The organism is Janthinobacterium sp. KBS0711 (assembly GCF_000988085.1).
Lineage (GTDB): Bacteria > Pseudomonadota > Gammaproteobacteria > Burkholderiales > Burkholderiaceae_D > Janthinobacterium > Janthinobacterium lividum_E.
In genome coordinates, this window is sequence record NZ_LBCO01000018.1 from 21,239 (window position 1) to 34,700 (window position 13,462).

The following is a 13,462-nucleotide window of genomic DNA, read 5'->3' on the forward strand; positions in this document are numbered from 1 at the left end:
ACATATTCGACGCCGCACCAGGCTTCGGCACTGTCGATATGCAAGCCCAGCTCCTCGACAAACTCGCGTTTCAAGGCGTCGAGTATGGCTTCGCCCGGTTCGACTTTACCGCCAGGAAATTCCCAATAGCCGTCATACGGCTTGCCGGCCGGGCGCTGGCCCAGCAGCACGTCGCCATTCGGCTTCATCAGGATGCCGACGGCGACATCGACCGGTTTCACTTTCACTTCGCTCATTGCGGCAGCTTTCCCGCAGGAAGTTTCCCCGCATAGTCGCGCGCGAATTGCCAGGCGACACGGCCCGAACGGGAACCGCGCTGCAAGGCCCAGCGCAAGGCGTCACCGCGCGCTGCCGCGATCTGTTCCTGGGTGCAGCCGAACGAAGCGAGCCAGTGCGCCGCGATATCGAGGTAATCGTCCTGCTTGAACGGGTAGAACGACAGCCACAGGCCGAAGCGCTCGGACAGCGAGATTTTCTCTTCCACCGTCTCACCCGGATGCAGATCGCCATCATCGTCCGTCTTGTAGCTGCTGTTGTCCGACATCCGTTCCGGCATCAGGTGACGGCGGTTCGACGTGGCGTAGATCAGCACATTGTCCGATTGCGCGGCGATGCTGCCGTCGAGCGCCACTTTCAGCGCCTTGTAGCCGCTTTCGCCCTCTTCAAACGACAAGTCATCGCAAAAGATGATGAAGCGCTCGGGACGCGCCGCCACCAGGTCGACGATGTCGGGCAAGTCCGCCAGATCGGCCTTGTCCACTTCGATCAGGCGCATGCCTTGATCGGCAAACTGGTTCAGGCATGCCTTGATCAGGGAAGACTTGCCCGTGCCGCGCGCGCCCGTCAGCAGCACGTTGTTGGCCGGACGGCTACTGACGAACTGGCGCGTGTTCTGCTCGATCTGCGCTTTTTGCGTGCCGATATTGTGCAAGTCGTCCAACGCGATGTTCGACACGTGAGCCACGGCCTGCAGGTAAGGAAGCGCGCCCTGGCGCCGGCGCCAGCGGAAGGCAAAGCTGTTCCAGTCGGTTGCCGGCAAGGCCGGCGGCAAGATCGACTCGAGGCGCGCCAGCACCCGCTCGGCGCGGATCAGGAATTGATCGAGGCCGGTCATGAGCGGTAGTCGGCGTTGATCGACACGTAGTCATGCGACAGGTCGCACGTCCACAGGGTGGCCATGGCATCGCCGCGCGCCAGCTTGACGCGGATGGTGATTTCGCTTTGCTGCATCACGCGCTGGCCATCCTGCTCCTGATAGTCGGGGTTGCGGCCGCCATTCTTGGCCACCCACACGTCGTCCAGGTACAGGTTCAGCTGGCCCACGTCCAGGTCGTCCACGCCCGCGTAGCCGATGGCGGCCAGGATGCGGCCCAGGTTCGGATCGGACGCGAAGAAGGCCGTCTTCACCAGCGGCGAATGGGCGATGGAATAGGCGATCTTGCGGCACTCTTCCACGTTGCGGCCGTCTTCCACGGTCACCGTCATGAACTTGGTCGCGCCTTCGCCGTCGCGCACGATGGCTTGTGCCAGGAAGGTCGACAGTTCGGTGACGGCGGCGGCCAGTGCCGCATAGTGCGGCGAGTCGATCGAATCGATCACCAGGCTGCCGGCGCCCGTGGCCACCAGCATGAACGAGTCATTGGTGGACGTGTCGCCGTCGATGGTGATGCAGTTGAACGATTTGTCGGCCGCCTGTTTCACCAGCTGGTCCAGCACCGGTTGCGCCACGGTGGCGTCGAACGCGAGGAAACCGAGCATGGTGGCCATGTTCGGCTTGATCATGCCGGCGCCCTTGCTGATGCCCGTCAGGGTGACCGCGTGGCCACCGATGGTGACCGTGCGCGAGCCGGCTTTCGGCTGCGTATCGGTGGTCATGATGGCTTCGGCGGCCGAGAACCAGTTGTCCGATGTCAGCGCGGCCACGGCTTGCGGCAGGCCGGCGACCAGGCGCTGCACGGGCAAGGGTTCGAGGATCACGCCGGTGGAAAACGGCAGGATTTGCTGCGGCGTGCAGCCCAGCAGCTCGGCCAGCGCGGCGCAGCTGGCCTGCGCGTCGGCCAGGCCCGATTCGCCCGTGCCCGCATTCGCGTTGCCCGTGTTGACCAGCAGCGCGCGGATCGGCGCGGCGCCAGCCGTCACTGCGGCCAGGTTGGCTTTCGAAATTTGCACGGGCGCGGCGCAAAAGCGGTTCAGGGTGAACACGCCGGCCACGGTGGCCGTCGGCGCCAGTTTCAATACCAGCAAATCCTTGCGGTTGGGTTTCTTGATGCCGGCTTCGGCAACACCGATTTCAATGCCGGCGACGGCTTTCAAGTCGGCGGCGACGGGCTTGGGAGAATTGACGGCCATGGTGAGTTCTTCTGCGAGGGAAAATGGAAGCGCTATTGTAGCGCCTTCGCGGCGCCGGTGAACATGCGTGCCTACACATGCGCGCCCGCAAATTGAAAAGGCATAAAAAAACGGAGACCGCGGTCTCCGTTTTTGCTCAGGCTGTCAAACCGCCTTATGCCAGCTTGCCGTGGCAAGCTTTGTATTTTTTACCGCTGCCGCAAGGGCACGGATCGTTGCGACCCACCTTGACGCCCATGCTCACGCTCATGTCGTCGACGTTGTCCATGTTGCCGCCGGCCACAGGCGCCAGCAGTTCTTCCGGCGCCGCGTTCGGGTCGAATTCGGCGTGCTGGTAGTGCACGTTTTCCACGTGCGACTGCTGCATCGCCTGTTCGGCCGCATCGACTTCTTCGCGCGACTGGATACGCACCGTCATCACGTGTTTCGTGACGTCGTTCTTGATCATGTCGAGCATCTGGCCAAACAGTTCAAACGCTTCGCGCTTGTATTCCTGTTTCGGGTTCTTCTGCGCATAACCACGCAGGTGAATACCCTGGCGCAGGTGATCGAGTGCCGCCAGGTGTTCACGCCAGTGGCTGTCCACGCTTTGCAGCATGACATTGCGTTCGAAGCCGCCAAACGATTCCTTGCCGACGATATCGATCTTCGACTGGTACACGGCATCGGCCGCAGCCAGCACTTTTTCCAGGATCTCGTCGTCCGTCAGGGTCGAATCAGCTTCCAGCAATTGCTGCAGCGGCAAGTCGAGCTGCCATTCGCTGGCCAGGGTGTTTTCCAGACCTTTGATATCCCACTGCTCTTCCACCGATTCGTGCGGCACGTACTCGTGCACCAGGTCGGTGAACACGCCATGGCGCAGCGAGCCGATCATTTCCGAGATATCGGTCGTTTCCAGCAGCTCGTTACGCTGCTGGTAGATCACTTTACGCTGGTCGTTGGCGACGTCATCGTATTCCAGCAATTGCTTGCGGATGTCGAAGTTGCGCGCTTCGACCTTGCGCTGGGCCGATTCGATCGAACGCGAGACGATGCCTGCCTCGATCGGTTCGCCTTCCGGCATTTTCAGACGGTCCATCACGGCGCGCACGCGGTCGCCGGCGAAGATGCGCAGCAGCGCGTCGTCGAGCGACAGGTAGAAGCGCGACGAACCCGGATCGCCCTGGCGGCCGGCACGGCCACGCAGTTGATTGTCGACGCGGCGCGATTCGTGGCGTTCGGTGCCGATGATGTGCAAGCCGCCCGCATTGACCACGTGGTCGTGCAGGGATTGCCATTCATCGCGCAAGGTCTGCGACTGGGCTGCCTTGTCGGCGTCGCTCAGTTCAGCATTGGCTTCGATGAACTTGATCTGGTTCTCGACGTTACCGCCCAACACGATGTCCGTACCGCGACCGGCCATGTTGGTGGCGATGGTGATGGCTTTCGGACGGCCTGCCTGGGCGATGATTTCCGCTTCGCGCGCATGCTGCTTCGCGTTCAGCACATTGTGCGGCAAACCGGCCTTGGTCAGGATGCCCGACAGCAGTTCCGAGTTCTCGATCGAGGTCGTGCCGACCAGCACGGGCTGGCCGCGCTCGTAGCAGTCGCGGATGTCGTTCAACATCGCGTTGTATTTTTCAGCCGACGATTTGTAGACCTGATCCTGACGGTCCTTGCGCTGCAGCGGACGGTTTTGCGGGATCACGACCGTTTCCAGGCCGTAGATTTCCTGGAATTCGTACGCTTCGGTATCGGCCGTACCGGTCATGCCAGCCAGCTTGGCGTACATGCGGAAGTAGTTCTGGAAAGTGATCGAGGCCAGGGTCTGGTTCTCGTTCTGGATCTTGACGCCTTCTTTCGCTTCGACGGCCTGGTGCAAGCCATCGGACCAGCGGCGGCCCGTCATCAGACGGCCCGTGAATTCATCGACGATCACCACTTCATTGTTCTGCACCACGTAGTGCTGATCCTTGAAGTACAGCGCATGCGCGCGCAGAGCCGCATACAGGTGGTGCACGAGGGTGATGTTGGCCGAATCATACAGCGACGCGCCTTCCGGCAGCAGGCCCATCTCCATCAGGATGCCTTCGGCCTTTTCGTGGCCGGCTTCCGTCAGCAGCACCTGGTGCGCTTTTTCATCCTTGGTGTAGTCGCCCGGCACGTCAACCTTGCCCTTGCCGTCCGGCGTTTCTTCGCCGATCTGCAAGGTCAGGCGCGCAGGCACTTCATTGATCTTGTGATACAGGTCCGTGTGGTTCTCGGCCTGGCCCGAAATGATCAACGGCGTACGCGCTTCATCGATCAGAATCGAGTCGACTTCATCGACGATGCCGAAGTTCAGGCTGCGCTGCACGCGTTCGCGCGCTTCGTAGACCATATTGTCGCGCAAGAAATCGAAACCGAATTCATTGTTGGTGCCATAGGTGATGTCGGAGTTGTACGCCTGCTGCTTGGCGCTGTGCTCCATCTGCGACATGTTCACGCCCGTCGACAAGCCCAGCCATGCATACAGGCGGCCCATGGTCTCGGCATCGCGCTGCGCCAGGTAATCATTGACGGTGACGATATGCACGCCCTTACCCGACAGGGCGTTCAGGTAGGCTGGCAAGGTTGCCATCAGGGTCTTGCCCTCGCCCGTGCCCATCTCCGCGATCTTACCGAAATGCAAGACCATGCCGCCGATCATCTGCACATCGAAATGGCGCATGCGCAGGACGCGCTTGCTGGCCTCGCGGCAGACGGCAAATGCTTCCGGCAACAAGGCATCGAGCGATTCGCCAGCGGCGATGCGTTCCTTGAAGGCAGGCGTTTTCGCTTGCAGCTCGGCATCCGACAGCTTTTCGATGGCCGGCTCGAGCGCATTGATCTCGCGTACCGTTTTTTGGTATTGCTTGAGCAGCCGCTGGTTGCGGCTACCGAAAATCTGGGTCAGTAATGACATGCTTGAATTCTTGAAAAAACGCCGTTAAAAAAAGCTCGGTAGGGAACAACGAGGTAGGTATCGCGTCACCGCACGGAGTTCGACTATGGCAAAAGACGATGATTTTATCATGCGTTCCCGACATGGTTGGGGTAATGCGCCATATAACAATAGCTTAATGACAAACAAATGGCAGAAATTGCGGACATTTTCCATACTGTAAGGCAATACGGCCTGCCCGCCTGCGCCGCCCCCGCCGCCGCACTCGTCATGCGCGGGCGAGTGTGCTATGTTTCGGCCATGCGAACTCCCACTTATTCTCCGGCGCCGCGCCGCGGCTACGGCTTCGCCCGTTCAGGCCCGGCCGCGACGGGCGCAACCGACTTTCTGCGCGGCAACGCGACGATGGCCTCCCTGATGCCCACCGTCACGCGCCTGGCCGCCCTGCAAAAAGATTGCGCCAGGGCCTTGCCGGCCATGTTCGAGCATTGCGACATCCTGCAATTTGAGGGCGGGCAACTGGTGCTGGCCACGCCGAACGCGGCGCTGGCGGCCAAGCTCAAGCAGCAATTGCCGAAGTTGCAAGGGGAACTGGAAAGAAAGGGCTGGCAGATTTCAGGCATCAAGCTGAAAGTGCAAGTCATCAAGAGCATCGCACCCATCGTGCATACGCGGGCACTGGTCTTGCCGGAAAAAGCCATGTCGGCCCTGGAAGAGCTGAGCACGGCCCTGCCCGCGTCGAAGCAGAACGAGCAATTGATCGCGGCGCTGCGCAATATGGTGCGCCACCACCGCGAACCGCGGGACTGAGAATAACGGCGCTAAATTAACGCATATCGCGTAGGTCGGATTAGGCCCTTCGGGCCGTAATCCGACAACACCACGATCAGTGCCAACATGGTTGTCGGATTACGCGGGGCGTCGCCCCGCTAATCCGACCTACGTCAGCGACCACTCGCGCTCCATCTGGCGCAGGTAGGATTGCGGCGCCGCCTCGTTCGTGGCGAACGAGACGATTTCATACGCATCGGGCTGCTCCAGCAGCGCCAGCAGCAGCTGGTTGTTCAGCGCATGGCCGGACTTGTGCGCCGTGTAGTAGGCGAGCAAGGGGTGGCCGACCAGGTACAGGTCGCCGATGGCGTCGAGGATCTTGTGGCGCACGAACTCGTCTTCATAGCGCAAGCCGTCCGCGTTGAGGATGCGGTACTCGTCCATGACGATGGCGTTTTCCAGCGAACCGCCGCGGGCCAGGCCCATGCCGCGCAAGCTTTCCACGTCCTGCATGAAACCGAAGGTGCGCGCGCGCGCCACGTCGTGCACATACGACACGTCGCCAAAATCGACGGAGGCGCGCTGCATCGTGCCATCGACGGCCGGGTGGTTGAATTCGATGAAGAAATCAAGCTTGAAGCCGTCATACGGCGACAGGCGCGCCCATTTCTCCGCGTCACCCTTGCCGTGACGCACTTCCACGGGCTTGACGACCTTGATGAATTTCTTCGCCGCCTGCTGCTCTTCCACGCCGGCTTGCTGCAGCAGGTAGACGAAGGACGAGGCGGAACCGTCCATGATGGGAATTTCTTCCGCATTCACGTCGATATACATATTGTCGATCCCCAGGCCCGCCGCCGCCGACATCAGATGTTCCACGGTGGACACCCTGGCGCCATCCTTGATCAGCACGGAAGCCATGCGCGTGTCGCCCACGGCCATGGCGCTGGCGGGGAACTCGACGATGGGGTCGAGGTCGATGCGGCGAAACACGATGCCCGTGTCAATCGCGGCAGGACGCAGGATCAGCTCGACCTTGGTGCCGGAATGCAAACCGACACCGATGGTGCGGACCTGTTGTTTGATGGTGCGTTGTTTTAACATCTGTCGATTATATCTATTTGCCGGATTTTCGTTGCGGTGCGGCATGGATCACGCCAGAAATACCACAACCGTTCCTCACGGATGTTCGCTTTCCACATGCACGGCTTCGCGGCGCACCAAGTAGATGCCGCTGCCGATGATGATGGCCGCGCCGATCAAGGTGTATTCGTCGGGCAGGGCGCGCCACAGCATCCAGTCCAGGGCCATGCCCCAGGCCAGGGCCGAGTATTCGAACGGCGCCACGCTGGAGGCCTTGCCATGGCGAAACGCTTCCGTGATGGCCAGCTGGCCCAGGAAACCACTCAGCGACAAGCCCGCCAGCAGCCACCAGTCTTCGCTGCGGATGCTCACCCACTCATGCGCCGACAGGGCCACGCCGCCGCCGGCCATCATCACCATCAGCCAGAAGACCATGCTTTCGCTGGCATCCGTGCGGCTCAGGATACGGCCCGTGACGGCGGAAATGGCATAGCAGGCGGCCGAGCCCAGCACGGCCAGCCCGGCCAGGGAAAAGAAGCCCGAGCCGTCGGGGCGCAGCGCCACCAGCACGCCCAGCAGTCCCACGGCGATGGCGCACCAGCGCGCCAAGTCGACTCTTTCCTTCAGGATAAACACCGACAGGATCGTGATCAGCAAGGGCGCGACGAAGAACAGCGAATACGCCTCGGCCAGCGACATGCGCTTCAAGCCATACGCGAACAGAGTGATCATCATCACGCCCAGGGCGCCGCGCAGCACGTGCAGGGGCCAGCGCACCTTCAGCAAGTTCTTGAAGGCGCCGCGGTACAGCAGGTACAGGCACACGAGCGGCAAGGACGACAGGGCGCGCAAGGCCGTCACCTGCATGGGCGGATAATGGGCGGACAGCAACTTCATGGCCGTGTCCATCAGGGAAAACATGGCGACGGCGACCAGCATCACATAGATGCTGCGCAGGTTGGGATTGCGGGGTAGCAGGACAGACTCCTGGCGAAAGAGCGGGGCCGTCATCATGGCGACGGCCGGAGCCAGGACAGTGTGGCAAGGCCAAACCATCAAGCCGATTATAGCAAGCGCGGCCGTTTTACATTTTCAAAGGGGCAACTACACAGGCAACAGCATCACCAGTTTCAACTCATGCTGGCGCGCCAGGTGCAAGGTCACCTGATTAAATACCAGCAGCCCCTGTTGCGCATGCTGGAACTGGCGCAAGCCCCCATCGCGGCCCTGCACCTGCTGCGCGCCCCACCACTGGCGAAATTCAAGGCTGGCGCCAGTAAGTTCCGCGATCAGGCCGGCCAGCGGCGCCTGGTCCGCCTGCCGGCCGATATCGGCGCGGAATTCCGCCACCAGCCGCTGCGCCCGCTCGGGCCAGCCGACGACGAGGTCGCGCGCGCCCGGTTCCAGGAACATGAAGCGCAGCTGGTTCGGTGCGCCCTCCCCGGCCTGCAGCCAGCCCGCAAACAAGGTGGACGCCGCGCCGTTCCACGCCACGGCATTCCATGCGCGATCGAGGACGTACGCCGGCGCATCGATGGCGGACACGATGGCGGCCAGTTCGGCGCTAGCAGGCCCCCCGCCCTCGCCTGTCGCGTGGCTGGGGTCATGCTTGTCGGCCACCTCGAACAGATAAGCGCGCTCGGCCGTGCTCAGCTGCAGCACCTGCGCCAGGCGCGCGAGCATCTTGGCCGACGCCGATACGGGCCTACCCTGCTCCAGCCACGTCAGCCAGGTGGGACTGACGTCGCACAGCTGCGCCAGTTCTTCGCGCCGCAAGCCCGGCGTGCGCCGCCGCCCGCCACCGGGCAAGCCAGCCATGGCGGGGGTGACGGCTTCGCGCCGGGCACGGATGAATTCAGCAAGCTTGTTCGACATGGCACGGATGCATGGTAGTGGATATACCAGTATAAGTTATGGTCTTGTTACAGGATAATTTTATCCTTATTCTGCAGGAACTCACCCATCAACAGGAGAAAACCATGCAGCAGCACGATGTCGTTACCGAACAGTTTGGCAAGACGGCCAATGCCTACCTGAGCAGCGCCGTACACGCGCAAGGCGCGGACCTGGTGCTGATGCAGGAATGCGCGCGCCGCCACGGCAAGCCCGTCGTCCTGGACCTGGGCTGCGGCGCCGGCCACGCCAGCTTCGCCGTCGCTCCCGTGGCGCAATCGGTGGTCGCCTACGACCTGGCGCAGCCCATGCTCGACGTGGTGGACCACGCGAAGGCACAGCGCGGCTTGCACAACATCAGCACGCAACAGGGCGACGTGGCGCGCCTGCCATTTGCCGACGCCAGCTTCGACATGGTCGTCACGCGCTTTTCCGCGCACCACTGGAACGACGTGGCCGCTGCACTGGCAGAAGCGTGGCGCGTGCTGCGCCCGAACGGCACCTTGCTCGTGATCGACATCGTCGCGCCGAAAACCGCCCTGTACGACAGCACCTTGCAGGCGGTGGAAATGCTGCGCGACGCTTCCCACGTGCGCGACTACCGCACCTGCGAATGGGGCGCCAAATTCAACAATGCGGGATTCACGCACAGCTTGCGCAGCGTGTGGAAACTGACGATGCAGTTCGACGAGTGGGTGGCGCGCATGCGCACGCCGAACGAGCGCGTGGCGGCCATCCGCAACCTGTTCGATGGCGCGCCCGAGGAAGCGAGAAGATATTTCGCGCTGCAGGACGATTATTCGTTCAGCATCGATGCGGCCATGTTCGAGGCAACGAAACCGTCGGTACAGTAAACGTCAAAACGGCGCCGATGGCGCCGTTTTGATTTATGCGTAGGTTGGGTAGGTTGGATTAGCGCAAGGCGCGTAATCCAACAATGCCAGAGCAAACGTGATGATAACTCAGCACGTCGGCTTACGCTGCGCTAAGACGACCTACGCCGACCGACACAGGCCTACCCAGCCTGCACTCCGCTTAAGCCAGCTGGCCCAGCAGCGTCTCGGCATTCGACACTTCAAACTTGCCGCCTTGCTCGATGTTCAATTGCGTCACGACGCCATTGTCGACCAGCATCGAGTAGCGCTGCGAACGCGTGCCCATGCCGTGCTTGGAGAAATCGGCGTCCAGGCCCAGTGCCTTGCTGTAGGCGGCATTGCCGTCAGCCATCATGCGCACGACGCCCGTGGCTTTCTGATCGCGGCCCCAGGCGCCCATCACGAACGCGTCGTTGACGGAGATGCACCAGATTTCATCGACGCCCTTGGCTTTCAGGTCGGCAGCGTGCTGCACGTAGCCTGGCACGTGCTGTGCGGAGCAGGTCGGGGTGTAGGCGCCTGGCAGGCCGAAGATGGCGATCCTCTTGCCCTTGACCAGGTCTTGCACGTTGAACGTGTTCGGGCCCAGTGCGCAACCTTCGGTTTCGCTTTCGATGAATTCGGCCAGGGTGCCTTCTGGCAGGGTGTCGCCGATCTTGATGGTCATGTTGACTCCTTGTGTACTGTCGGTTGAGGATGCTGCCGGCATGATGCCGACACTGCGCGATAGTATGCCTGACTTGCCGTATTTGTGCAGAAAATGGCCGGAAAGGCAAAGTCAAAAGTCAAAAACCGCCAAAAAAAACGGCGGCCCTCAGGCCGCCGTCATCGTTGCATACATCAGATCACCTTTTCCATATTGAAGCGCATGAAAAATGCTCAGGGCAAGGCGCATGGCCGAAGACAGTACGAATGTACGGCAAGGCTATGCAACGCCGCCATGGGCTTTTTTCACTGCGCTTAATCGGCTTGCTTGCGCAGGAAGGCTGGAATGTCGTAGGTCTCCATGCCATTCTTTTCCATCGCGCGCACTTGCTCGGAAGCCGATTCACGGCGCCATACTGCCGGTGCCTTCATGCCGTCGAAACCGGCCGCCGGCGTGGCCACGCCAACCGTCGTCGTCGCCGCTTGCGCGCTACCCATGGCAGCCGACGGGGTCAGCGGGCTGTTGTGGGTACCGGTGCGCAGCACTTGCTGCGGTACCAGCTGGATGTTTTTCTTGGCGCGGCCCAGGCCCGTGGCCACCACGGTGACGCGGATGTCGTCGCCCATGGCGTCGTCGTAGGCGATACCCTGCGCGATCGACGCGTCCGGCGCGGCAAACGCGCGCACGGCAGCCATGACTTCCTTGATCTCTTTACCTTTCAAGCCACGGCTGGCCGTGACGTTGACCAGCACGCCGCGCGCGCCCGACAGATCGATGCCATCGAGCAGCGGCGAAGCGACAGCCTGTTCGGCGGCGATACGCGCGCGGTCGACGCCGGAAGCCGTCGCCGTACCCATCATGGCCTTGCCCTGCTCGCCCATGATGGTTTTCACGTCGTTGAAGTCGACGTTAATATGGCCAGGCACGTTGATGATCTCGGCAATGCCGGCCACCGCGTTGTTGAGCACATCGTCGGCGTGCTGCATCCATTCCAGCATGCTTTCGTCTTCGTAGATCTCTTCCAGCTTTTCGTTGAGGATGATGATCAGCGAATCGACGTGCAGGGACAGCTGCTCCAGGCCTTCGTCGGCGATGTCCATGCACTTCTGGCCTTCGTACGAGAACGGCTTGGAGACCACGGCCACCGTCAGCGCGCCCAGTTCCTTGGCCACTTCAGCCACGATGGGAGCGGCGCCCGTGCCCGTGCCGCCGCCCATGCCGGCAGCGATGAAGACCATGTGCGCGCCGCGCAGCGAATCGGCGATGCGCGCGCGCGATTCCTCGGCCAGCTGGCGGCCGACGGCAGGCTTCATGCCGGCGCCCAGACCGGTATCGCCGATCTGGATGATGTTGTGGGCCTTCGATGTCGACAGGGCCTGTGCGTCGGTGTTGGCGGCAATGAATTCCACGCCCGACATGCCTTTGTTGATCATGTGTTGGACTGCATTGCCACCCGCACCGCCGACGCCGACGACCTTGATGACGGTACCTAAAGCTGTGTTATCGACCATATCGAACTCCATGATGTGCTCCTATCAGATGCGGTTTCCAAGCGCCAGGCCTCATATTGGTAGGAGAACTGGAGATTGAAAACTGCGGTTAAATATAAAATAAAGTTATGTGTGTGTACCTGCGATGCTGCCAAAAAACCTGTACTGCCGGGCGCAAATCATGCCCTTAAAAATTCCCTAAAAACCATTCCTTCATGCGCTGCCAGACTGCCTTCACCGAGCCGTCCTGACGCGTCACGATGTGGCCGCGCAGGTATTGCTTCTTCGCTTCCAGCAGCAGGCCCAATACCGTGGCATAGCGCGGACTGCGCACCACGTCGGCCAGCTGGCCCCGATACTCCGGCGTGCCAAGGCGCGCCGGTTTCAGGAAAATGTCTTCCGCCATTTCCACCATGCCGGGCATGATGGACGTGCCGCCCGTGAGCACGATGCCCGACGACAGCACGCCTTCATAACCGGATTCGCGCACCACCTGGTGCACCATGGCGAACAGCTCTTCGACGCGCGGTTCGATCACGGCCGCCAGCGCCTGGCGTGACAGGTTGCGCGGTCCGCGGTCGCCCAGGCCAGGCACTTCCAGCGATTCGCCGGGGTCGGCCAGGACCTGCTTGGCCACGCCATAGCGGATCTTGATTTCTTCCGCTTCCGCGGTCGGGGTACGCAAGGCCATGGCGATGTCGTTGGTGATCTGGTCGCCGGCGATGGGAATGACTGCCGTATGGCGGATCGCGCCATCGGAGAATACCGCCACATCGGTCGTGCCGCCGCCGATGTCGATCAGCACCACGCCCAGCTCCTTCTCGTCGGGCGTGAGCACCGCATCGGCGGACGCCATCGGCTGCAGGATCAGGTCCGACACTTCCAGGCCGCAGCGGCGCACGCACTTGACGATGTTCTGCACCGCCGACACGGCGCCGGTGACGATATGCACCTTCACCTCCAGGCGGATGCCGCTCATGCCGATAGGCTCGCGCACATCTTCCTGGCTGTCGACGATGAACTCTTGCGGCACCGTGTGCAGCAATTGCTGATCGGTCGGAATGTTAACCGCTTTTGCCGTCTCGATGACGCGCGCCACGTCGGTCGCCGTCACTTCCTTGTCCTTGATGGCCACCATGCCGCTGGAATTGAAGCTGCGGATATGGCTGCCCGCAATGCCCGCGTACACATTGCGGATCTTGCAGTCGGCCATCAGCTCGGCCTCTTCCAGCGCGCGCTGGATGGACTCCACCGTCGCCTCGATATTGACCACCACGCCTTTTTTCAGGCCCTTCGATTCGTGCTGGCCCAGCCCGATCACTTCGTGGCGCCCGTCGGACATCACTTCGGCTACCACCGCCACCACTTTCGAGGTGCCGATGTCGAGGCCGACGATCAGGTTTTTCGCGTCTTTTGTCATTTCTTTCGCCTAGTTTTTTGGGCTATTAATTAA

The 13,462-nt window shown here is 61.7% G+C and carries 12 protein-coding genes; 2 read left to right on the forward strand and 10 right to left on the reverse strand.

Annotated features, from left to right (window positions below):
- The 4 genes from VM94_RS28950 to secA all read right to left on the reverse strand — a co-directional run.
- Window positions 1–236: NUDIX domain-containing protein (locus tag VM94_RS28950; protein ID WP_046683537.1), on the reverse strand; the 236-nt coding region annotated here is incomplete at its 3' end.
- A complete protein-coding gene (locus VM94_RS09845) occupies window positions 233–1,114 on the reverse strand; it encodes an ATP-binding protein (RefSeq protein ID WP_046683344.1) in 882 nt (293 codons plus the stop codon). The genes VM94_RS28950 and VM94_RS09845, both read right to left, overlap by 4 nt.
- Window positions 1,111–2,349 carry a bifunctional glutamate N-acetyltransferase/amino-acid acetyltransferase ArgJ gene (gene argJ / locus VM94_RS09850; RefSeq protein WP_046683345.1) on the reverse strand — a complete coding sequence of 413 codons (1,239 nt, stop codon included), beginning with the start codon at window positions 2,347–2,349 and terminating at the stop codon, window positions 1,111–1,113. Before argJ ends, VM94_RS09845 begins: the two co-directional genes overlap by 4 nt.
- 154 nt (window positions 2,350–2,503) lie before the next feature.
- Window positions 2,504–5,272 carry a preprotein translocase subunit SecA gene (gene secA, locus VM94_RS09855; protein ID WP_046683346.1) on the reverse strand — a complete coding sequence of 923 codons (2,769 nt, stop codon included), beginning with the start codon at window positions 5,270–5,272 and terminating at the stop codon, window positions 2,504–2,506.
- 279 nt (window positions 5,273–5,551) lie between these two features.
- On the opposite strand from secA, the gene VM94_RS09860 reads away from it, so the two are divergent.
- Entirely contained in the window at window positions 5,552–6,061 is a 510-nt protein-coding gene (locus VM94_RS09860; RefSeq protein ID WP_046683347.1) for a DciA family protein, read from the forward strand.
- Window positions 6,062–6,190: 129 nt separating this feature from the next.
- On the opposite strand, the gene lpxC is transcribed toward VM94_RS09860, so the two are convergent.
- The 3 genes from lpxC to VM94_RS09875 form a co-directional block, all read right to left on the reverse strand.
- On the reverse strand, window positions 6,191–7,126 hold the full coding sequence (lpxC, locus tag VM94_RS09865) for a UDP-3-O-acyl-N-acetylglucosamine deacetylase (protein ID WP_046683348.1): 936 nt from the start codon (window positions 7,124–7,126) through the stop codon (window positions 6,191–6,193).
- A gap of 75 nt (window positions 7,127–7,201) precedes the next feature.
- On the reverse strand, window positions 7,202–8,044 hold the full coding sequence (locus VM94_RS09870; protein WP_046683511.1) for a DMT family transporter: 843 nt from the start codon (window positions 8,042–8,044) through the stop codon (window positions 7,202–7,204).
- Between the two features lie 165 nt (window positions 8,045–8,209).
- Window positions 8,210–8,980: a helix-turn-helix transcriptional regulator gene (locus VM94_RS09875; protein WP_046683349.1), complete on the reverse strand. Its 771-nt coding sequence runs from the start codon at window positions 8,978–8,980 to the stop codon at window positions 8,210–8,212.
- Between the two features lie 104 nt (window positions 8,981–9,084).
- On the opposite strand from VM94_RS09875, the gene VM94_RS09880 reads away from it, so the two are divergent.
- The gene (locus tag VM94_RS09880; protein ID WP_046683512.1) at window positions 9,085–9,852 is read left to right on the forward strand and encodes a class I SAM-dependent methyltransferase; all 768 of its coding nucleotides are present in this window, start codon (window positions 9,085–9,087) and stop codon (window positions 9,850–9,852) included.
- A 181-nt stretch (window positions 9,853–10,033) separates the two neighbouring features.
- Here VM94_RS09880 and VM94_RS09885 read toward each other — a convergent pair whose 3' ends face one another.
- The 3 genes from VM94_RS09885 to ftsA form a co-directional block, all read right to left on the reverse strand.
- Window positions 10,034–10,540, reverse strand: coding sequence for a peroxiredoxin (locus VM94_RS09885; protein ID WP_046683350.1), 507 nt, complete (start codon window positions 10,538–10,540; stop codon window positions 10,034–10,036).
- A 293-nt stretch (window positions 10,541–10,833) separates the two neighbouring features.
- On the reverse strand, window positions 10,834–12,042 hold the full coding sequence (gene ftsZ, locus VM94_RS09890; RefSeq protein ID WP_034784974.1) for a cell division protein FtsZ: 1,209 nt from the start codon (window positions 12,040–12,042) through the stop codon (window positions 10,834–10,836).
- A 154-nt stretch (window positions 12,043–12,196) separates the two neighbouring features.
- Window positions 12,197–13,429, reverse strand: a complete 1,233-nt coding sequence (gene ftsA, locus VM94_RS09895; RefSeq protein ID WP_010394955.1) for a cell division protein FtsA — start codon at window positions 13,427–13,429, stop codon at window positions 12,197–12,199.
- Window positions 13,430–13,462 lie beyond the last annotated feature (33 nt).